The sequence below is a fragment of the Streptomyces silaceus genome (assembly GCF_001419745.1).
GTDB classification, from domain to species: domain Bacteria; phylum Actinomycetota; class Actinomycetes; order Streptomycetales; family Streptomycetaceae; genus Streptomyces; species Streptomyces silaceus.
Genome location: NZ_LIRJ01000215.1, coordinates 1 through 20,483 on the forward strand (window position 1 = coordinate 1; position 20,483 = coordinate 20,483).

20 protein-coding genes and 1 pseudogene are annotated in these 20,483 nt (G+C 74.5%); 10 read left to right on the forward strand and 11 right to left on the reverse strand.

Annotation, left to right across the window (positions count from 1 at the left end):
• A partial coding sequence (locus AOK22_RS20850; protein ID WP_055700218.1) for a polysaccharide deacetylase family protein occupies positions 1-756 on the forward strand: 756 nt, incomplete at its 5' end.
• A gap of 195 nt (positions 757-951) precedes the next feature.
• Positions 952-1,149 (forward strand): hypothetical protein, encoded by a 198-nt coding sequence (locus tag AOK22_RS20855; RefSeq protein WP_055700219.1) that lies wholly within the window; start codon positions 952-954, stop codon positions 1,147-1,149.
• A gap of 3 nt (positions 1,150-1,152) precedes the next feature.
• On the opposite strand, the gene AOK22_RS42885 is transcribed toward AOK22_RS20855, so the two are convergent.
• Positions 1,153-1,821, reverse strand: coding sequence for a hypothetical protein (locus AOK22_RS42885; RefSeq protein WP_055700220.1), 669 nt, complete (start codon positions 1,819-1,821; stop codon positions 1,153-1,155).
• On the reverse strand, positions 1,818-2,792 hold the full coding sequence (locus AOK22_RS42890; protein WP_055700221.1) for an ATP-binding cassette domain-containing protein: 975 nt from the start codon (positions 2,790-2,792) through the stop codon (positions 1,818-1,820). The genes AOK22_RS42885 and AOK22_RS42890 overlap by 4 nt, the downstream gene beginning before the upstream one ends.
• Positions 2,793-2,873: 81 nt before the next feature.
• On the opposite strand from AOK22_RS42890, the gene AOK22_RS20870 reads away from it, so the two are divergent.
• Entirely contained in the window at positions 2,874-3,623 is a 750-nt protein-coding gene (locus tag AOK22_RS20870) for an aminoacyl-tRNA hydrolase (RefSeq protein WP_055700222.1), read from the forward strand.
• A 128-nt stretch (positions 3,624-3,751) separates the two neighbouring features.
• Positions 3,752-4,438 carry an HAD family hydrolase gene (locus AOK22_RS20875; RefSeq protein ID WP_079036712.1) on the forward strand — a complete coding sequence of 229 codons (687 nt, stop codon included), beginning with the start codon at positions 3,752-3,754 and terminating at the stop codon, positions 4,436-4,438.
• Positions 4,439-4,510: 72 nt separating this feature from the next.
• Here the strand turns inward: AOK22_RS20875 and AOK22_RS20880 are convergent, their stop codons facing one another.
• Genes AOK22_RS20880 through AOK22_RS40950 form a run of 9 tightly spaced genes read right to left on the reverse strand, consistent with a single transcriptional unit; the run spans position 4,511 to position 14,652 of the window.
• Positions 4,511-5,482 carry an NAD-dependent epimerase/dehydratase family protein gene (locus AOK22_RS20880; RefSeq protein ID WP_055700223.1) on the reverse strand — a complete coding sequence of 324 codons (972 nt, stop codon included), beginning with the start codon at positions 5,480-5,482 and terminating at the stop codon, positions 4,511-4,513.
• The gene (locus AOK22_RS20885) at positions 5,479-6,672 is read right to left on the reverse strand and encodes a hypothetical protein (protein ID WP_055700224.1); all 1,194 of its coding nucleotides are present in this window, start codon (positions 6,670-6,672) and stop codon (positions 5,479-5,481) included. Before AOK22_RS20885 ends, AOK22_RS20880 begins: the two co-directional genes overlap by 4 nt.
• Positions 6,666-7,841, reverse strand: coding sequence for a cytochrome P450 (locus AOK22_RS20890; RefSeq protein WP_055700225.1), 1,176 nt, complete (start codon positions 7,839-7,841; stop codon positions 6,666-6,668). Before AOK22_RS20890 ends, AOK22_RS20885 begins: the two co-directional genes overlap by 7 nt.
• Entirely contained in the window at positions 7,838-8,740 is a 903-nt protein-coding gene (locus tag AOK22_RS20895) for an HIT family protein (protein WP_055700226.1), read from the reverse strand. The genes AOK22_RS20890 and AOK22_RS20895 overlap by 4 nt, the downstream gene beginning before the upstream one ends.
• A 32-nt stretch (positions 8,741-8,772) precedes the next feature.
• The gene (locus AOK22_RS41500; protein ID WP_055700227.1) at positions 8,773-9,435 is read right to left on the reverse strand and encodes a DUF6182 family protein; all 663 of its coding nucleotides are present in this window, start codon (positions 9,433-9,435) and stop codon (positions 8,773-8,775) included.
• On the reverse strand, positions 9,432-10,061 hold the full coding sequence (locus tag AOK22_RS20905; protein ID WP_055700228.1) for a dTMP kinase: 630 nt from the start codon (positions 10,059-10,061) through the stop codon (positions 9,432-9,434). The genes AOK22_RS41500 and AOK22_RS20905 overlap by 4 nt, the downstream gene beginning before the upstream one ends.
• A 42-nt stretch (positions 10,062-10,103) precedes the next feature.
• Positions 10,104-10,988 (reverse strand): hypothetical protein, encoded by an 885-nt coding sequence (locus AOK22_RS20910; RefSeq protein WP_055700229.1) that lies wholly within the window; start codon positions 10,986-10,988, stop codon positions 10,104-10,106.
• Positions 10,985-13,789 carry a PEP/pyruvate-binding domain-containing protein gene (locus AOK22_RS20915; protein WP_055700230.1) on the reverse strand — a complete coding sequence of 935 codons (2,805 nt, stop codon included), beginning with the start codon at positions 13,787-13,789 and terminating at the stop codon, positions 10,985-10,987. The genes AOK22_RS20910 and AOK22_RS20915 overlap by 4 nt, the downstream gene beginning before the upstream one ends.
• On the reverse strand, positions 13,786-14,652 hold the full coding sequence (locus tag AOK22_RS40950; protein ID WP_107101994.1) for an AfsA-related hotdog domain-containing protein: 867 nt from the start codon (positions 14,650-14,652) through the stop codon (positions 13,786-13,788). The genes AOK22_RS20915 and AOK22_RS40950 overlap by 4 nt, the downstream gene beginning before the upstream one ends.
• A 1,352-nt stretch (positions 14,653-16,004) precedes the next feature.
• Between AOK22_RS40950 and AOK22_RS20925 the strand changes: the two genes are divergently transcribed.
• The 6 genes and pseudogenes from AOK22_RS20925 to AOK22_RS20950 all read left to right on the forward strand — a co-directional run.
• Entirely contained in the window at positions 16,005-16,658 is a 654-nt protein-coding gene (locus tag AOK22_RS20925; RefSeq protein ID WP_055700232.1) for a TetR/AcrR family transcriptional regulator, read from the forward strand.
• Positions 16,659-16,762: 104 nt separating this feature from the next.
• Positions 16,763-17,200, forward strand: coding sequence for an antibiotic biosynthesis monooxygenase family protein (locus AOK22_RS20930; RefSeq protein WP_055700233.1), 438 nt, complete (start codon positions 16,763-16,765; stop codon positions 17,198-17,200).
• Positions 17,197-17,910: a TIGR03086 family metal-binding protein gene (locus tag AOK22_RS20935; protein ID WP_079036714.1), complete on the forward strand. Its 714-nt coding sequence runs from the start codon at positions 17,197-17,199 to the stop codon at positions 17,908-17,910. Before AOK22_RS20930 ends, AOK22_RS20935 begins: the two co-directional genes overlap by 4 nt.
• Before the next feature lie 67 nt (positions 17,911-17,977).
• On the forward strand, positions 17,978-18,745 hold the full coding sequence (locus AOK22_RS20940; protein ID WP_055700234.1) for a DUF4142 domain-containing protein: 768 nt from the start codon (positions 17,978-17,980) through the stop codon (positions 18,743-18,745).
• A gap of 293 nt (positions 18,746-19,038) precedes the next feature.
• Positions 19,039-20,271, forward strand: a complete 1,233-nt coding sequence (locus tag AOK22_RS20945; RefSeq protein WP_244164911.1) for an MbnB/TglH/ChrH family RiPP precursor modification enzyme — start codon at positions 19,039-19,041, stop codon at positions 20,269-20,271.
• A 4-nt stretch (positions 20,272-20,275) separates the two neighbouring features.
• Positions 20,276-20,483 (forward strand): annotated as a pseudogene (locus AOK22_RS20950) (hypothetical protein); the annotation flags it as partial.

Genomic DNA, 20,483 nt, shown 5'->3' on the forward strand with positions numbered 1-20,483 from the left:
GCCCGTCCCGCCGCGACCGCCGCCGCCCCCTCGGCGTCCGCCCCGCCCACGCTCGCGCCGGGGCCCGCGGGGCTCACCCCCGTGTTCACGAACGCGCCCCGCACCCGGGACCGCACCGTCGCCCTCACCTTCGACGCCGACATGACCGCGGACCAGGGGCCGCGTGCGGCGGCCGGTGAGCGGTTCGACAATCCGGCGCTGGTCGCCACGCTGCGGCGCCTGAAGGTGCCCGCGACCTTCTTCATGACGGGCCGGTGGGCCGAGGAGTACCCGGCCCAGGCCAAGGACATCGGGCGCGACCCGCTCTTCGAGGTCGCCAACCACTCGTACAGCCACCATGCCTTCACCGGTGACTGCTACGGCCTGCCGACCGTCCCCGCGGCCCGGATGCGCGCGGACGTGCAGCGCGCCTTCGACGCCTTCCGCGCGGCGGGCGTCGAGCGTCCGGTGCCGTACTTCCGCTTCCCCGGCGGCTGTTACGACCGCCGGGCCCTGCGCGCGCTCGCGCCCGGCGGCGTCACCGCCGTGCAGTGGGACGTGGTCAGCGGCGACGCCTTCGCGACGGACTCCGCGGCGGTGGCGCGGCAGGTGCTCGACGGGGTGCGGCCCGGCTCGGTCGTCGTCATGCACTGCACGCGCAGCGCGGCGCCCGCGACGGAGCGCGCCCTGCGGACGATCGTCCCCGAGCTGCGAAAGCGCGGGTTCCGGTTCGTCCGGGTGTCGGAGCAGATCGGGTCGACGGCGGCGCGGAGCTGAGGCCCGGCCGGTCGCCCCGGGGGGCGAAGCCTGCACGGTCGCGGCTCTGCCGCCGCGCGCGGCCGGAACCCGACCGGCCCCGCGGCGGCCCCGCACGAGCAGAACGACACCCCGCCCCCGCCGCTCGACCCGTCCCTGCGGCGCCGCTGACCGGCGGGCGCCGCCCTCCGCCGGGCAGGCCCTAGGCTGGTCCGCATGGACACGAGGGACGAGGGCTACTGCACGGGTGCCGGAGCGGAGGGGGACGCGACCGCGACCGCGCCGTCGGACGGGCCCTTCGCCGAGTGCGTCCTGTGCCGCGCCCCCACCGAATACCCCGAGTCCCACAAGGGCGTCACGCTCTGCCCCGTGTGCGAGTGGCAGGAGGCGCAGCGCACCGCCTGCTCGGGGTGAGGGTCAGCCGCGCCGTGAGCTGAGCGCACAGGCCGCCCACACCGCCGCCACCGCCGCCGCGAGCGCCCCGGCGAGCGCGCCGAGCGACACCGGCACCTCGCCCTCCCGCGACCCCGTGGTCAGGTCGACGAGCACCGAGTGCGCCGGGGAACCCGTGGTGACCAGCAGGAGCAGCGCGCCGAGCAGCAGCGCGGGGACGGCCCGCCCCGCGGAGCGCAGCAGCGGCCAGTTGGCGAGCGCTCCGAGCGCGGTACCGAGCAGCGCGCTCACCAGCATGGCCAGCAGCCCCGCCGCGCCCGCGGCGAGCCGGGGCACCGCCGTCCGGGCGTCGGTGCTCGCCGCGTCGCTGATCGCCGTCACGGCCAGGACGGCGCACGCGCCGAGCCCGGCCGCCGCGAAGAACGCGGCGAGCAGCGAGGCCAGATGGGCCCGGCCGGGACCGGCCGCCGCCGCGGAGCAACCGCGCGCCGCGGGCGGCTCGTTGGTGACACAGATCCGCACGAGCCAGCCCGCGACGGGCAGCAGGGCCGCGGCGGCGTACGCGAGGGAGTCCAGGATCGGCTGCCCGCCCTGGACGCCGACGGAGAGGAACACGGCGTAGAGGATCACGGGTGGCAGCCAGCGCTGCGAGCGCGCCAGCAGGGCCGTCTGGTACCGCAGCAGGGCGCTCATGCGGGGGCCTGGCCTTCCTGGCGCGGGGACGCCGTCGCCTCCTGGTGCGCGGACGCCGCCGTCGGCCGGGGCGCCCCGTCCGGTCCCGCTCCTGGTCCCGCGCTCGTGACCGTCACCACGTGCCAGGGCGGCCGCGCCGTCAGGAGTTCGCGCAGGACCAGGTCCGAGCGGGGCTCGGGGACGGTGATGCGGGTGATGCCGTCGGGGGCCCGCCGGTCGACGGGGACGCCCGCTCCTGTCATCAACTCCGCTACTGCTGCGGGCAATTGAGCTCCGTGCGGGCCCCGGGCCTCGACGACCACCGTCGGTCCCGCGTACGGCCGCTTCTCCGAAGTGCCGTGCCGCGTGACGCGGTTGAGTGCCGTGCCCACCACCGCGTACGTCTCGTCCGCCGCCCCGAGGAGCCGGCGGGGGTCGTGGTCGACGAAGACCACGGAGCCGCCCGCCGCCGCGCGTTCGGCCACCGCGCGGTCGAGTTCGGCGCGGGCGGACGCGTCCAGGCCCGTCCACGCCTCGTCGAGGACCAGCAGGTCGGCCTCCGCGAGGAGCGCCTGGGCCACGGCGACCTTCTGGCTGCTGCCCTTGGACAGTTCGGACAGCTGCGTACGCCCGTACTCCCCGGCGCCGAAGCGCTCCAGCCACTCCGTCGCACGCCGTGCCGCCGCGTCCTTGGAGAGGCCGTGCACGCGGCCCATGTGCGTGAGGTAGCCGTTCGCCGTGAACGGCAGTGCGGCCGGGAAGCGTTCGGGCACGAACGCCGTGCGGGGGCGCCCGCTCACCCGCCCCTCGGAGGGCGCGTCGATCCCCGCCAGAAGCCTCAACAAGGTCGACTTCCCCGTGCCGTTGCCGCCCTCGACGCGGACCAGCGTGCCCGCGCGCACCGCGAGGTCGACGCCGCGCAGCACCCACGGGCCGCCCATGCCGTAACGGCGGCCCACACCGTCGAGCCGTACCGCGCTGTCACGTCCCATGCGGGCCATCCTCGCGCACGGCCCCTTCGCGGCGGGCACCGTCCCCCGCCGCCCCGGCGCACCGCCTGGCAGACTGGGCCCGTGAGCAGCGACGAGACGACCCCGAACACCCCCGATGCGGCGGTCCCCGCCGAGGACAGCCCCTTCCGGCACGAGACCACCTCGCGCGACGAGGCGCCGCAGTTCGTGCTGCCCCTCGTCGCCCGCATCGAACGCGCCGCTCCCCCGGCCCGTACGGACGCCCTGGAGACCGCGGCCCGCGCCGTCCTGGTGATGCTGAGCGACGCGCGCTCCCTCGGCGACGGCGAGTGGGCGCGGGCCATGCGCGACTGGCAGGACGCGCGGATCCGCAAGGTGGTGCGGCGGGCCCGCGGCGCCGAGTGGCGCAGGGCCGAGGCGCTGCCCGGCATCACCGTCACCGGCAAGGCGGCCGAGGTCCGCGTGTTCCCGCCGGTCCCCCTGGACGGCTGGCCCAAGGACCTGGCGCGCCTCCAGGTCTCGGGCACGGACCTGGACGACCCCGAGCCCCCGGCCGGCGCCGACCCGACGCACCCCGTCCTGTGGCTGAACCCCGAGGTCGGCATGACGGCGGGCAAGGCGATGGCCCAGGCGGGCCACGGCGCCCAGCTGGCCTGGTGGGAGCTCTCGGACGAGGACCGCGCCGCCTGGCGCGACGCCGGGTTCCCGCTCTCCGTGCGCACCGCGGACGCCGCCGACTGGCGCGCGCTCTGCGCGAGCGGCCTTCCGGTGGTGCGGGACGCCGGATTCACGGAGATCGCGCCGGGCTCGGCCACGGTCATCGCGGACCACCCCGCCCTCCGGGCACGGTGAGCGGCCTCCGCACCCGGCCAGTGGCCTTCGCGCACGGTGCGCGGCCTTCGGGCGCGCCGGCCGGCGCGGTGTGACAGCAGTCGACCGACACCGGTGGACTTCGATCGGCAGTCAGAGGAGGAACCCGGGTGCAGACCGCCCACGAGGCACCGCAGGAACGCCGGATCCGGCACGTCGTCTGGGACTGGAACGGCACGCTCCTGGACGACAACCACGTGATGCTCGCGTCCGTCAACGACGTCTGCGCCCACTTCGGCAGGCCCGCCGTCGACATGCCGGCCTGGCGGGCGGCCCTGCGGCGGCCGCTGTGGCTCTGCTACGGCACGATCCTCGACCGGGACGTGAGCGGCGCCGAGGAGTGGGCCGAGGTGGTGCGCCTGTACCGCGCGGGCTACCACGGCCGCGCGGACGAACTCCGTCTCGCCGCCGACGCCGAGAAGACGCTGGCCCGGGTCCGCGAGGCGGGGCTGACCCAGTCCGTCCTCTCCATGGCACTGCACGACGACGTCACCACGCAGGCGACGCGGTTCGGCGTGCACCGGTACGTCGAGCGGATCGACGGCGTGCTCCCCGAGGCGGCGGGCGGCCACAAGGCCGGTCATCTCGCGGACCACATCGGCCGGTTGGGCCTCGCCCCGGACGAGTGCCTGCTCGTCGGCGACGTCGTCGACGACGCGGCGGCGGCGCGGCAGGCGGGGGTGCGCTGCGTGCTCGTCACCACCGGCATGACCGCGGCGGACGAACTCCACGAGACGGGCCTCCCCGTGGCCGGCAGCCTCGCCGAGGCGTTCGAGACGGGGTTCGCGGGGGCCTGAGTCCACGAACCGCTTGGGGGCCGCCTGCGCGCGCAGGCGGCCCCCAAGCGGTTCACGCTCTCCGCGATTCCCTCAACTCGCCTTGTCCGCAGCGGCGATGGCGTCCTTGTACCACTGCGCGTACCGCGGGAACGCCGTACGGAAGCCGGGGCCGCAGGAGACGTCCACCGATCGCCACAGGCGCGCGCTGTCGTAGTAGTGGTCGGACGTGAGCAGGCGCAGGCGCCGGGGTGCCGAGGCGCCCATCGCCGCGACCGTGCGCTCGTGGGCGTCACCGGGGAGGGCCGCCGTGAGGGAGTTCTCGGCGAGGACCTCCAGGATCTCCGCGAGCGGGGTGGGCTCGGGGTGCGTCACGTGCAGGACCTCGCCGTCCACCTCACCGGGCGGCAACTGCGCCACCGCGCCCACCGCTTCGGCGAGGTCGTCCACCGAGATCAGGGACAGGCGCGATCCGCCGTCGGCGAGACTCGCGGTCAAGTACCCGGCCAGTGACGCCACTTGGGGGATGAACCAGCGGTCGCCCGCGCCGTACACGAACATCGGGCGCAGCACGGTGCCGCCCGCGGCCCGCACGAGCTTCTCGGCCGCGAGGCGGGAGCTGCTGGTCGGTCCCACCGGCGCGGGGTCGACCGCGTCCTCGGTGATGCCCCGGTGGACGCCCTCGCCGTACACGGCGGCCGTACTGACGTAGACGATGCGGCGCACGCCCGCGCGCCGGGCCTCATCGACGAGGGCCGCGGTGCCGTGTTCGTTGACGGCGCGGCACTCCTCCTCGCTGCCGTTGATGACGGACGCGGCGTGCACGAGCGTGGTGACGCCCGCGCAGATCCCGCGCAGCGACGCGGGGTCGGCCAGGTCGCCCCGGACGGTGTCGGCCGCGTCGACGTCCGCGCGGTGCGCGAGCACCCGCACCGGGGTGCCCTGGGACCGGAGCAGACGGCGCACATGGGAGCCGATGAAACCGGCGCCTCCCGTCAACAGGACCGTGCCCGGGCCGGGTTCGCCACCGTACCCGCCTTCCGTCACCTTCGACGCGTCGCTCACTGTCCCTCGATTCCACCGGCGCCGACGCCGCTCAGCACCGGCTCCCCCGCCCCCGCGGCCTCACCGGTCACCACGCGCAGCAGCTCCGCGACCGGCACGTCGGCGCCGCGGCCCAGCAGCGCGGAGGCCACGCGGTAGGGGTCCGCGTACCCCTGCCGGCCGGTCAGCCGGGTCAGGTACGACGCCACGTCGACCTCGGCACCCTGCCCCGCGCCGCCGTCCGCGAGGAGCCGCTCCGCGCGCCGGACCCAGCGGCCCAAGTACTTGACGGAGAAGGACTCCTGGGCGGTCCGGCCCAGCCCCGCCACCAGGTACAGACGCATCCCGAGCCGGAACGCGGCCAGGCCGTGCCGCTCGATCAGGGGGTCCTGGAACGCGCCGAGCGTGTACCCCTCCCAGCCGCCGGCCCGCGCCGACGCCGTGACGCCGTCGAGCGGGACGCGCGGCACCTCGAACCGTGCCACCCGCGCGCCGAGCGTCTCCAGGACGTGCGCCACCGTCCGGTAGTCGGAGCGCAGTTCGACGTCGTGGGCGAGGACCACCAGGTCGTAGCGGTCGAGCACCGGGATCAGCTCGCGCAGCAGGTGGACCAGGTAGTTCGCCTGGCCCTCCGCGCTCATGACGAGCCGCAGGGGCAGGCCCTTGCGGGTGGCGTCCAGATAGACGGGGGCCGCGAGCGGGCGCCCGTCCAGGCCGGCGTCGTGGCGCACCAGCAGGTCGATGACCTCGTCGGCCGAGGCGAGTTCGGGCCGGCCGCGGCCGAGCTCCGGGTCGACCATGCCGAGGCGCCGGTAGTGCCCCTCCCACAGGTCGAGGAGGCGGGCGCTGACGGGGTGGACCCAGCCGTCCTCGGCGCGCCGCACCACCGGCCGGAGCGCCGCGTAGGGAGCGGCGGTCTCCTCGCGGTGGTGGTCGACGTAGAGGTGGCCGATGTCCTCCTCGCCGAGCGCGTCCGCGTCGATGCCGGGGTGGCGCCGCTCCAGGTACTCCCAGAAGCCCGCGACCTGACGGCTGCCGGTGTACACCGTGTGGTGGTAGGCGCAGTCGATGTCCGCGAAGGCGTCCGTGGCCCGGCGGATCAGGTCCAGGGAGAGCAGATACTTCAGGTGCGTGGGCGTCAGCGGCTTGGTGGGGCTCACCGTGACCGGGGCGAGCAGGACCCGCTGACGGCGCCCGGTGTCGGCTACCACGTGACCGGCAGCTTTCGCACCCCGCGCACGTACATGCCGCTGCGCCACTCCAGCTCCTCCTCCGGAACGGCGAGCGTCAGCCCCGGCAGCGCGCGCAGGAGCGCGCCGAGGGCGACCTCCAGCTCCAGCTGGGCCAGGGGCGCGCCCAGGCACCGGTGCCTGCCGTGGCCGAGGGCGACGTGCGGGTTGGCCGGCCGGTCCACGTCCAGGGTGTCCGGCTCGGGGAACACCTCGGGGTCGCGGTTGGCGCCGTCGGTCACCGGCAGCACGACCGTGCCGGGTTCGAGGTCGGCGCCGCCGAGCCGGACGGGCCGCTGCACGACGTGCGGCACGCCGCCCGCCGCGTTCAGGGAGGTGTAGCGGAGCATCTCGGAGACGGCGGCCGGCAGCAGCTCCGGGTCCGTGCGCAGGCGCTCCGCGAGGGCCGGGTCGCGGTGCAGGAGCAGGACGCACAGGCCCAGCTGGTTGGCGGTCGTCTCGTGGGCGGCGATCAGCAGCCCGTACGCCAGGTGGACCGCCTCGTCCGGGCCGAGGTCGCCCGCGTCGGTGGCCCTCGCGATCCGGGCGAACAGGCCGTCGGGGTCGCGGTGCGGCCCGGCGAGGAACTTCTGGAACTCGGCGAACATGGCCTGATGGGCCTCGTGCACCTCGGACTTGGCGAACGCCGTGGTCGACATCATCCGCTCGACCAGCGGCAGCAGCCTGCGTACGTCGGTCTCCGCGAGGTCGAAGACGCGGCCGATCACGCCGACGGTGAGCGGCACCGCGAAGTCTTCGAGGAGGTCGAAGGGCCCGCCGCGCTCCCGCAGCGCCGTCGCCAGGGTGTCCGCGAGTTCCGTGACGTACGGGCGCAGCTGGTTCGCCTGCTGGTTGGTGAAGGCGTGGGCGACGATCTGGCGGCGCCGGGTGTGGTCGGGCGGGTCGACGGAGTTGAGCGCGAGCGACTCCGGGGAGCGGGCGCTCAGGCCGAACTGCGAGGCGGGGAAGCGGGCGAAGGAGGAGTCGGTGAGCACCTGGCACACGTCCTCGTGCCGGTGCACGAGGAGCGCCGCGACGCCGCTGCGCAGGGTCGCGGGGACCAGGCGCTCGCGCTGCGGCAGGGTGGCGAACTCCGGGGCCGGCTCGACGCCCGCGTGCTCGGGGAAGGGGAAGGGGCACGTGCCGCTCATCGCGCGTCACCTGCCGGTGCGAGGTCGCCGAGGGCCTTGCGGATCGCGTGCACGGTCTCCACGGCCTCCGCCTCGGAGCAGTGGCCGGGGTTGCCGATGAGCGGCCGGCCGCGGGGGCCGTCCTCGCCGATGCGCGGCATCATCCAGGTGTGGAAGTGGGCGGTGCCCTCCATCGACGAGAACGTGTAGACGCGCGGCGATCCGGTGGCCTCCTTGACCGCGGCGGTCAGCCTGCGGACCAGCTGCGCGTGCGAGGCGGCCTCCTCCTCGGTGAGCTCGGCGTGGTCGAGCAGGTGGCGGTGCGACTCGATGAGCAGGGTGCCGCGCGGCCAGTAGCCGGTCGGTCCGTGGCAGACCCGCCACGTCCCGTCGTCCACGAGGTGGCCGCCGGGCGGCACGGGGCGTCCGGCCCAGGCGGGCACCGGCTCGCCCGCGTACTTCTCGCAGATCAGGCAGCGCTCGGTGAGCGGGGCGCTGTCGCCGAGCAGCCGGCTGACGGGGTCGGCGAAGTCGGCCAGGGGCTCCAGCTGGACGTGCCGGACGTACCAGGCGTCGAGCTCGGCGGCGCGGGCCCGGGGGTCCGCGAGGTGCTCGGGCTCGCGCAGCCCCCAGCGCTCCTCGGCGCCCTGGGCGCCCAGTCCGGTGCGCTCGCCGATCCAGGTCCAGGACGTGCCGCGCGTGCGCAGGTAGGCGACGAGCTCGTCCTGGAGAACGGGGATGTCGTCGTTCAGGAGCCGCCAGATGCGGTCGGCCAGCGCGCTGCCGGGCTCGGCGGACGCGTCGGCGGCGGGGCCGTCGGGCTCGGCGACCGACGTGCGGAGCGCCTCGGAGAGGTCCCGCAGCCGGGTCGACAGCGCCAGGCGTGCCTGGTCCTGCTCGGTGTAGTGGGGGAGGTCCATCGTCGTTCTCTTCTCCGTCGGGGGGCCGGTGATCAGGGGGCCAGTGAGGTGTAGAGGCGCAGCTCGGGCGTGTTCTCGGCGGCGTAGTGCACGCGCGCGTAGCCGGGGTCGCCGTGCGCGCGGTCCGCGTCCAGGTCGGGCAGGTGGGTGAGCCGGAGCGGTTCGGTGGTGCCGAGCCGGCCGAGCAGCGTCGCCTCGGCGATCGTGTGGTGCAGATGGACGAGGTACTGAACGAGCGTCACATCACGGGTGGCGAGCAGGAGTTCACGTACCGGACCGGCGCCGCTGCCCGGCACGTCGAGGGTGTCCGGCAGGCGCGGCAGCGCTCCGGTCAGCGGCTTGAGCAGCCGTCCGACGCCGGGCAGGTGGTCCTTGGGGCACGTGCCGAGCCAGGCGGCCGTGCCGCCCGGTGCCACCGCCCGCGCGGGGGTGCGCTCCGGCAGGTTCGCCGGGTTGCCGAACAGGAAGCGGGTGCGGGTCCACGAGCGCAGCCAGGTCCGGCCCTCCGCCTCGGTCAGGCCCGCCGCGAAGGCGCGGGCGCCCTGCACCACGTCGACGACGTCGAGGGCGCGGAGCAGGACGAGGGCCGTGACGGGCGTGGTGTCCGTGGTGGCCTCGGCCACCAGGCGGGCGCGCTCGTCGAAGAGGGCGGAGAGCCGGTCGTGCGTGCGGGTCGCCGCCATGGCCGGCGTCATCGCGCCTCCCGGTCCTCTAGTACGGCCAGGACCTGCTCCAGGACGTCCTCGGGCGGTGCGTCGCCGTCGATGACCGTCAGGGGCAGCTCGGCGACCTCCTTGAGCACGGTGCCGCGCAGCGCGTCCTGGAGCCCCGTGAACCCCTCGCGGCTGGGCTCCGCGCCGAAGTGCTCGAAGCAGTTGAGCCGCGCGCCCTCGCCGCTGCGCTCCCACGCCACGTCGGAGCTCACGTCCAGGTAGATCACGCCGTCGGGCTGCGGGAACCCCCGCCAGCCGGCGAACAGTTCGCTGTCCTCCAGGCCCAGCAGGGCGCACTTCGAGAGGAGTTTGTAGTAGTACGAGTCGACGATGACCCGTTCCCGGTCGGCGGCCCGCGCCAGCTCGTCGCGCAGGTGGAGCACGATCGGGTGCAGCGCCGCGAGGACCATCTCCGGCGAGTAGCGCTCGCCGCGGTGGGCGAACGCCTCCCCCACCCAGTTCTCCCGGAGCAGCCGCACCATCGGGGCGGACTCCAGGTAGCGGTCGTCGTAGGAGACGACGTGCCAGCCGTGATCGGTGTGCAGCCGGGTCAGGACCGTCGACTTCCCGGAGAAGTCCGGCCCGAGCAGCGTCCAGAATCCGGTCAAGGGACTACCCCCTTCTGTTTCTTCTTACGGTTTGGGTCTCTGTCACAGCGCGTTGACCAGGCCGATGGCCGCGAACGAGGAGAAGGACAGCAGCAGGAACAGCACGGCGAGGCCCACGGACCACCGGGGGGCGCCCCGGCGGAAGCGGACGGCCGCGACGACGGGCACGACCAGCGGGACGAGCACCAGCCAGCCCTCGGCCTCGCCGGGCGACCACGGCCGCAGCGCCGCGAGGTGCAGCGCCGCGGCGCCGAACGCGCACCCGAGCGCGGTCCACGCGGTGGCCGTGACGCCCAGCGTGTGGACATAGGTGCGCATGTGCGGGGCCGGGTCGCGCACGAGCCGCCGCGCGAACTCCATGTGCGCGAGCAGCAGGACGAAGCCCAGGGCGACGGCGAGGTCCAGGAGACCGGGTGCCGTGTCCCGCCCGTGCGCGGTGCCGAGATAGACGTAGCCGCACATGAGCGTCTGGTGCGGGATGTTGACCAGGAGCCCGGCAAGCAGCCGGTCCGGCTTCGGCCACTCCCAGCGCCACTCGATGAACAGCACGACGCAGACGTACGCGCAGACCGCGGCGTAGGCGGCCGCGGGCAGGCCGCGCGGCGCGTTGGCGAGCACCAGCACGGCCATGCCGCCGAAGAACAGCGTCATGAGGTCGCGGACCCGCACCGCGCCCGTGACCAGGGCCCGCCCCGGGTTCTGCACCCGGTCGTAGTCGAGGTCGCGCACGTCGTCCACGGCGCGGAACAGCAGGAGCGTGACGGCGATGGTCACCGCCGTCACGGCCAGGCCGGACGCCGACGCGATCCCCTCCGAGCGGTGCGCCGCCTGATAGACGAAGGTCAGGCCGTACGACCAGCCGAGGCCGAGGACGCCGTAGAACCAGAGGGGGTACGTCAGTGCGTACGTGACGAGCCGGGTGATCACGACGCTGCCACGGCTCCGGACTCGTCGGGCCCGTCCTTGGCCCCGGATCCTTCGGACCCGTCGGACGCGGCGGCGCCCTCGGCCCCGGGCTCGGGCTCGTCGAGCACGGTGATCGTGCCCCGGTCGCCGTCGACCTCGATCCAGGCGCCGTCGGGGACGGTGTCCACCACGCCGGGCACCGCGACGACCGTGGGCACGCCGAAGATGCGGCCGGTGATGGCCATGTGCGACAGGACGGTGCCCCGTTCGGCCACCAGGCCCTTGGCCACCAGCATGAGGACGAGCCAGCCCGGGTCGGTCTCCCGGGCGATCAGGATCTTGCCCCGGCACGACTCGGGGTCGATGTTCGGGTCGGTGACCACGCGGGCCCGGCCGCGGACGACGCCGCCGCTGGAGGCGAGGCCGGTCAGCGTGGACGCGGTGGTGCTGCGGGCGGTACCGGCCGAGGCGAGCGCCACGGTCAGCGGCACGTCCGCGTCGGTGGCGAACACGTTCGGCGGGTCGAGCCGTTCGGTCGCCTGCTTCCGGGTGGCCGCGCGCACACGGGCCAGTTCGCGCAGCTCGCCGCCCGGCCTGCCGCCCTCGTAGGCACCGAGCACTTCCTCGATCGTGAGGTCGTACACGTCGGCGGCCTCGTCCAACTGCCCCGCTTCGACCAGGTGTTGGGCGAGCGCGTTGACCATCCTGCGGGACGCGCCGAAGAGTTCGGTGCGGCAGAAGCGGGCGTTCTCGCGGATGAGCAGGTTGCGGCGGAGCGACCAGAAGAGCACCCGTAGCGCGGCGCGGCGCGCGGGGTCGCCGATGTGGGTCCGCAGTTCGCCCTCGGCCTCCTGGCGGGCCCGGCGCTCCTCCTCGATGCTCGCCTCGACGGTGCGTCCGACGGAGATCACCGGACGCAACTGGTCGATGAGCAGGTGCGGGGCGTTCGCGACGACCGTGGACTCGAACTTGAGGTCGTGCAGACCGCGGTCGCCGTACCGCTTGACGTGCGCCTTGGCCTGCTCGGCGATGCCGGTGCCGAACTCGCCGTCCGCGAGGCGCCGCCAGACCTCCTCGGAGTCCTTGTCGTTGAGCACGCTCTCGTTCGCCTCGGGGTGGGCGGCGACGGCCTCGGCGACCGTCAGGAGGGAGCGCAGCGACAGGACCGAGCGGTTGGCGGGGCCGTCGCACAGCATGCCGTTGAGCGTGCCGCGGTCCGCCTCGGGGGCCCAGCGCTTCATCAGCCGCTCGGCCAGGTCGAGTTCGGCGATGACGTGGGAGTTGGTGACGAGCGTGCCGCCCCAGCGCAGGGCGACGTCGGACCACAGCTCGCGGTAGTCCTCGACGATCTCGCCGGCCGACTGCGTCCGCGGGTCCGGCAGCGCGTCGCGCCGCTCGTCCCACCAGCCGAAGAAGCGGCGCATCCGCACGGGGGCGAGGGCGCGCCGGGCGCCGGCGGCGGGGATCTCGCGGGCCCGCATCGCCAGGCGCTTGAGCCGTCCGGGGGCCTCCATGGCCACCGACGAGCCGACCGTGACGACGGCCTTCTCCCACTGCCGCTTGATGGAGGCGAACGTCCGCATCTGGCTGTGCAGCCGGTACCAGGACTCCAGGCGCATGTAGACGCGCCCGTCGAGGTAGCCGATCATGCGCCGCAGTTCGTAGCGGTGGCGCTGGAGGGTGCGCTCGCTGACGCCCATGCGCCGGTACAGCTCCTCGAAGCCGACCGCGTAGAGCTCGCAGGCCACGGAGTAGGTCAGCATGGAGGTGAAGCCGGCGAAGCTCTCGGAGATGTTGCCGTTGCTCCAGTGCAGCTCGCGCGCGGCCGGGGCGGTGGGCGCGGCGGCGGACGCGAGGGGCGCGATGACCGCGGGGCGCGCCTGGACGAGGTGGATGTCGCCGTCCTCGGTGATCGCCCCCTCGATGTCCTGGGGCAGCCCGAAGTGCTCTTCGAGGGAGACGGCGAGGTCGGCGACGCGCCGGGCCGTGGCGTCGTCGAGGACCGGGCGCTCCGCCAGGTCCGCGGGGACCTCGCCGATGGTGGTCCCGCCGACGGCGTCGGGCACGACGCGGCGCTTCTTGGTGACGAGCTGCGCCTCGACGGCGCCGGTGCCGCGGGGTACGGAGAAGTGGTCGACGTCCGCCTGTTCCTGCACGACGCCCTCGCCGAGGCCGTAGGCCGCGGCGACCAGGGCCTGCTCGGCGCCGCGCGTGCCGCGCGGGTCGCGGCTGAACGCGACGAAGGAGCGGGCGGCGGGCACCAGGCGCTGGATGCCCACGGCCATGCGGGTGGCGGTGGGGTCGGCGTCGCGCGTGGCGCGGTAGAGCACGCCCTCGGCGGTGAAGGCGGACGCCCAGCACTCGGCGACGCGCTCGATCAGTTCGTCGCGGCCGACCGCGAGGAAGCTGCGGCCGAGGCCGGCGAACGGGTCGCCCGCGGAGTCCTCGCCGCCCTCCGCGTCGTCCGCGGTGGGCACGGCGCAGGAGCGGACCGCGACGGTGCCCGCGTCCCCGGCCAGCCGGTCGAACGCGTCGAGCAGCGCGGCGCAGACGTCGTCCGGCACGCCCGCGCGCAGCACCGCGTCGGCGGCGCGCTGCGACCACTGGGCGAGCTCTTCGGGGCCGCCGCCGGGGGCGAGTTCGGGGAAGTCCGCCCCGATCGACTCCCGTACGCGGTCGAAGGCGGCCACCGGCAGGCAGGCGAACTCCGGTACGCGGAAGCCGGCGGCGCGCAGCTGGGCCTGGCGCGCGAACTTGTGGCCGACCAGCAGCGGATCGGCCGCCTCCGGCGTGGTGTCGGCGAAGATCGGTCCCTGCGTCATATCGCACGCTCCTCGGCGCGTCGCCTGCGGAAACGGATGGTCTGGTACTGGCGCGGGGTCACGATCATCGCGTCGAAGCTCGCGCTGCCCACTTCCTCGTCGACGTCGTCGCCGGTCGCGCGGAACAGCCGCATCGCGAGGTGGTACGTCCGGCCGTCCACGGGCTTGCGCACCCACTCCATGGAGACCTCGCCGGGCGTGAGCCCGAGCGGCAGGTCCACCTCGAGGGCGCTCAGGATGAACTTGTCGCCGATCGGCCGGTCGTAGCCGACGTGTCCGATCAGCGTCGCGAACTGCCGGGCCGCCTCGATGAGTTCGGCCAGAGGGCGGGTCCGCAGCGGGTGCCCCTCCGGCGGCCGCTGCACGCGCGCGACCAGCCGGTCGCCGCCCCACCAGACGGCTCCGAGCAGGGAGTTCTCGATGCGGTCGCGGTGGGCCAGCTCGGCCGCCGAGAGGGACTCGCCGTCCTGGGCGGGCGCGGCCGGCACGAAGCGCTCGGAGGACTTGCGGTGCAGGACGGCCGACCCGCTGACCGCGCTCGCGGCGGACGCGCCGAGTTCGGCGGCCAGGTCCCAGGCGGAGCCGTCCTCGGCGCCCGCCTCCGACGGCGCGGCCGCCACCCGGATGTCGTCGTCCAGTTCGCAGAACTTGTGGAAGTCCAGCCCCAGCTTGATGCGCCCGTCCGGGCGCAGCCCCTCGCATTCCGGCCGGATCACATCGAGGAGTCCGGCGACGACGAGGATGCCGGGTACGTGGTCGAGGGCGTGGTCGAAGAAGAACGAGTCCTCCTTGTCCACGAGGAGCCGCGCCGACGTTCTTCCGGAGTCCTGGGAACGCTCCCCCAGAATCGCTTTCTCTTTCATACGCTGCCTTTGTGGTTGCTGCCGCTCACGGCAGGGGCCCTTGCCTGGGGCCCGGTGGTTTTCGGGCACGCCGCACGGCGCCCTGTGCGCGAAGAGCGGGCGCTTGCCGACGGCTCGGTGGGGTGCCGACGGTTTTTCCGGTGGAACGCGTGGCGGCCGTCGGCAGGACGCATCACATGTGCCGGTGAGCCGGTGCCACGAATGGGCCGGGAACGTGCACGGTCGCGGCGTTGCGCCGTGCACATGTGCCCTGGGGACGAGAGCTGTCGCCTCATACCGGACGGGCCATAAACGGAATTCGGGATTTCGGTATCGCGCCGATCCGTCGGGCACCGAAAACAGCCGTGGAGTGCCACCGCGTACGTACCTCAGGGCACGGCACAGGGCGGCGGGCACGGCATCGGGGCAAAAGCACCCGCGTGATCGCGTGAGGGATCAGCGGTGGGCGGCCCCGGTTCGGCGGACGGCCTCGACGGATGGCCTCAGCGGCCGCGGCTCCCTGGTCGGGGCGGCTGCGAGGAGCGGTGCCAGGACTTCCGCGCGGACCGCGGCGCGGTCAGAGACGGCCTGGCCGCCGGGCGGCAGGGCTCCTCCTGGGAGCCGCCGACGGGGCGGTGCGGGGGAATGGGCCGGACGTGGCGGCCTGCGCGCCCTCCCGGCGCGCGCCCGACCGACACGGTCGTCGCACCCGGTGGCGGGTCCCCCCATTGCGAAAGATCACAGGATCCTGACGGAACCTTTTCGTTGGATCGCCATAAAGACAGCTGCCCGAAGGTGATGCGCCCCCGGTTGATGACGGACTGCTGCACGTTCCGAACCTCGCAGAATTCGACATCCCGACGCAGCGGATGTGGCAGCATCGCCAAAAACGACCGCAAGGGTATGCACGCCTCAGCCCGGAAGTTCGAGCGAGACGGATACCACCAGCGAAGCTGATACCCCCCCACACCCCGTCGAGTGGATCGACTGGTGCCAAGACATGTACAGATAGGCAAATGGTGCGGGTTGTCCTCGGCCCGCAACCTGTTGGACCTCCAGAGCCTAAGAGTTTTGGACAACTTGCGTCAACCATTCATCAGTTGTGTGCAGGAACTATCCCAAGGAGAACGGAAGAAGTGGCTTTTTAGTCATCTCGACGGGCAATGTCCCGGGACTCAGCGGGCAATGCGGCGGGCCCCGTCGTACCCCGCCGCCCCTCGGCCACCGGGAAGGGGCAGGGAATAATGCAGGTGGGAGCGGAACGCGGGGCCCGGCCCGCCCGCGTTCGCAGCCGGGAAGTCGCGCAGCCGAGTGGAGGCCGCCCACATGATCACGCACAGGCACGCCGGCCCGGTACACGCCGGAGCCCCCGCATGACCGGCGGCGGCGCCGCGCGGCTCGACGGGCGGGTCGAGCGCGGGAACCAGACACGGCGCCTCGTGCTGCGCCGCACCGTCGACATCGCGTCCGTCGAGGGGCTCGACGCCCTCTCCCTCGGACGCATCGCCACCGAGCTGAAGCTGAGCAAGAGCGGGGTGTTCGCCCTCTTCGGGTCGAAGGAGGAGCTCCAGCTGGCGACCATCAGGGCCGCCGGGCGCATCTTCCTCGACGCGGTGGTCGAGCCCGCCCGGCAGGAACCGCCGGGCATCGGGCGGGTGCGGCAGCTGTGCGCGCACTGGCTGGCGTACTCGGAGCGGCGGATCTTCCCCGGCGGCTGCTTCTTCCAGGGGGTGATCGCCGAGTACGACGCCCGCGAGGGGGCGGTGCACGACGCGCTGGTCCGCGCCGACCGCGACTGGACGGCCCAGGTGGAGCAGTGCCTCGCCGAGGCCGTCGACACGGGCGGGCTGCGCCCGGACACGGACGTCCCCCAACTCGCCTTCGAGCTCATCGCGTTCCTGGAGACGGCCAACGCGCACGCGGTCCTGCACGACGAGCCGGCCGCGTACCGCAGGGCGGCCACCGGCATCACGCACCGGCTGCGGGCCGCGGCGACGGATCCGGCGGACGTGGCCGCGCTCCCCTGACCCCTCCTTCCGGACGACGTCGGCCGACTCCGCGGGCCGACCGGTTCCGCACGCGTCCCGAGAATTTATGTGCACGACCGTTCGTTTAGTTTTACGCTCGGTCCATGCCGTCACCGACGCTCCTGCGTGCCCCCTGGCAGCCCGGACCCGATCCGCACCCCCAAGGGCCCGTCCTCGTCAGCCTCACCGAGTTCACCGCCCGCCGCCGCGGACGGCTGCTCCCCATCGCCCTCGACGGACTGCGCCTGCGCCGTGCCTGGCCCCTGATGCCCGGCGCCGTCGGCATGTGGCTGTGGGTCGACCCGCTCCGCGGGCGCTCGGGGTCCGTCTCCCTGTGGCGGGACGAGGCCGCGCTGCGGGGCTTCGTCACCCGCCCCGACCACCGGCGGACCGTCCGCGCGCACCGCGACCACGGCCGCATGCGGGCCACCGTCTGGACGGCCGACCACCCCGGCCGGGACGCCGTGTGGGCGTCCTCCGTCGGCCTCCTCACGGGCCCGGCTCCCTGGCCCGCGCCCACCCAGGAATCGAGGACCTCATGACGCACAGTCCAGGAGAGACGCGCAGGCCGGCGGAGACACACAGTCCGGGAGAGACGTACCGGACGGAGACGACCCACGGGCCGGAGCGCACCGGCCTCGTCGCCCTCGACCGTGTCGCCGTCCAGGAGTCGCTCCGCGTCCTGACCGCCGCCCGTGACGCGGCGGACTGGGAGCGCCCCACCCCGTGCGCGGGCTGGACCCTGCGCCGGCTCGTGGCCCACATGACCGCCCAGCACCACGGCTTCGCGGCGGCGGCGCGCGGGGTGGGCGCCGACCGGACGTACTGGATCGCACACGACCTCGGCGGCGATCCGCTGGAGCGCTACGCCGAGTCGGTGCGGCACGTGCTCGCCGCCTTCGCCGAGGACGGCGCCGTCGAGCGGTCCTTCACGCTCCCGGAGATCGGCGGGGCCTTCCCCGGGCGCGTCGCCGTCGGCTTCCACCTCGTCGACCACGTGGCGCACGGGTGGGACGTCGCGACCTCGCTCGGCGTGCCGCTCGACCTGCCCGAGGACGTCGTCGACGCCGCGCTCGCCGTGGCGCGCCGGGTGCCCACGGGTCCTGAACACCGGGGCCCCGGCGCCGCGTTCGCGCCGCCCGTTCCCCCTCCGCAGGACGCGTCCCCGTTGGACGAGACGCTGGCGCTGCTGGGCCGGACGCCCGCAGCGGTCGCGTACGCACCGGTCGCGTACGACGTCTCGCGCGGCTGAACGCCCCGCCCGTATCTTCCGTACTCCCCGGTATCACCGGCGGCACCGGAGCACCACGGGAGGCACCTTGCGGCGCGTCAACGGCACGGCTCTGATCATCGCGGCACTCGTCGCCACGCTGGGCGCGATCGCGTTCCCCGTGTGGTCGTACGCGGACCGCTCCGGCACCGGACCCGCCAACCTGGCCGCCGGGTCGGTACCCACCCGGTGGGGCCCGCTGTCGGCGGCCGACCGCGACCTGCTGGTGAAGGTGCGGCTCGCGGGGCTGTGGGAGATACCCGCCGGGCAGCAGGCCGTGGAGCGCGCGCCGACCGAGGCCATCAAGGAGGCGGGCGACCACCTCATCGTCGGCCACACCGACCTCGACCGGCGGGTCCGCTCCGTCGCCGGGCAGCTCGGCGTGGAGCTGCCCAACCAGCCCAACGCCCAGCAGCAGGGCTGGCTGGAGGAGTTGAGCGAGGCGAGCGGCGAGACGTACCAGCGCAAGTTCGCGAATCTGCTGCGCGTCGCGCACGGCAAGGTCTTCGCCGTGATCGCCCAGGTGCGCGACGGCACCCGCAACGCGCTGGTCCGCCAGCTCGCCACGGACGCCAACCAGACCGTCCTGGACCACATCACGATGCTGGAGGCCACCGGGCTCGTCGACTTCGACGACATCGCGAACGGCGCCGCGGCGGGCGCGACGGCCAGCCCGACCGGGCCGCCCCCGCCGTCGGGGGCCACTCCTCCCGCGCCGCCGCCCGCGGGACCGCGCGGCCCCGTGGCGACCACGTCCCGCCCCTCGCCCCCGCCGCCCGGCACGGTCGACACCCGGCGCCCGGAACCTCAAATGTAGCTCTGAACGTCTCCCCCCGAGGGTTCGCGCGGCCCCGTCCCGGCCATGGTCCTGGGGACGGGGGACGAAGGGGGAGGCACATGCAGCGGCTGGGAACACGCCCGGGGACGGAGAGCGGTACGACGGGACCCGGCACGACGGGACTCGGACCGGGTACGACGACGGGGCCCGGCGCGACGGCCGGCATCACGGACACGGGCGCCGCGGAAACCGGCGCCACCGGCACCGGCACGGGGCTGCGCCTCGGCACCGGCATCGGCTGGCGGCCCGAGATCGCGGACGCCGTGGAGGCCATGCCCGGCATCGACTGGGTCGAGGCCGTCGCGGAGAACGTCTGCACCGGGCACCTGCCCGACTCCCTGCTGCGGCTGCGCGAGCGCGGCGTGACCGTCGTGCCGCACGGCGTCTCGCTGGGTCTCGGCGGCGCGGACCGGCCCGACGAGGGGCGGCTGACCGCGCTCGCCGAGCGGGCCGAGGCGCTCGGCGCGCCGCTGGTCACCGAGCACATCGCGTTCGTGCGGGCCGGGGGCGCCCTCACCGCGACCCGGCCCCTGGAGGCCGGGCACCTGCTGCCGGTGCCGCGCACCCGCGACGCGCTCGACGTGCTCTGCGAGAACGTCCGCATCGCGCAGGACGCGCTGCCCGTGCCGCTCGCCGTGGAGAACATCGCGGCGCTGATCTCCTGGCCCGGCGAGGAGATGACGGAGGGTCAGTTCCTGTACGAGCTGGCCGACCGGACCGGCGTACGGCTGCTCATCGACGTCGCCAACCTCCACACGAACCACGTCAACCGCGGCGAGGACCCGGCGAAGGCGCTGGACGAGCTGCCCGTCGAGGCCATCGCGTACGTCCATGTGGCGGGCGGCTTCGAGCGGGACGGTGTCTGGCACGACAGCCACGCGCACCCCGTGCCCGAGCCGGTCCTCGCGGTCCTCGCCGACCTCGCGTCCCGGGTCAGCCCGCCCGGCGTCCTCCTGGAGCGCGACGAGAACTTCCCCGAACCAGGCGAGCTGGAGCGGGAGTTGGCGGCCATCCGGGCCACGGTGACGACCGCGGGCGCACCGTCCGCCGAGCCCCGCGCCGCGCGGCGCGAGGTGCCGCCCGCCTCCTCGGCCGCCCGCCAGCGCACCGCCCTCGCCCAGGCGGCCCTGCTCTCCTCGCTCGTCGCGGGCACCCCCGCGCCGGAGGGCTTCGACCACGCGCGCCTGCGGGTGCAGAGCCACGCCCTGGCCGCCAAGCGTGCCGACGTCGTCGCGAAGGTCGCGCCCGAACTGCCCCTGATCCTCGGCACGGCGTACCGCGCCGAGTTCCTCGCGTACGCCCGGGCCCGCCCCATGACGGGCGGCTACCGTCACGACGCGCTGCGCTTCGCCGAGCACCTGCTGCTCGCGGACCGGCCCCAGGACGCCACCGCACGGCAGGAGTTGAGCCAGTGGTGGCGGGAGCGGTCGGGTCCCGCGCCGCTCTCCCGGCGGCCCGCCGCCAGGCTTCTGGAGGCCACCCGCCGCATCCTGCTGAGGCGGTGACCCCATGAGTAGCGTGGGCATCGTCTACACGCTCGCCGTCTCGCTCGTCGCCGCGGAGCTGATCCGGGGCGTGGCGGCGGCGCGCCGCACCGGGTCCCCGTACCAGCCGAGGCAGCCGTTCGACGAGGAGCACGGCGTCTACGTCCGGGGCACCCTGGAGGCCGCGTTCCTCTCCGGCGGGCCCGCGCGCGCCGCCGACGCGCTGATCGCCG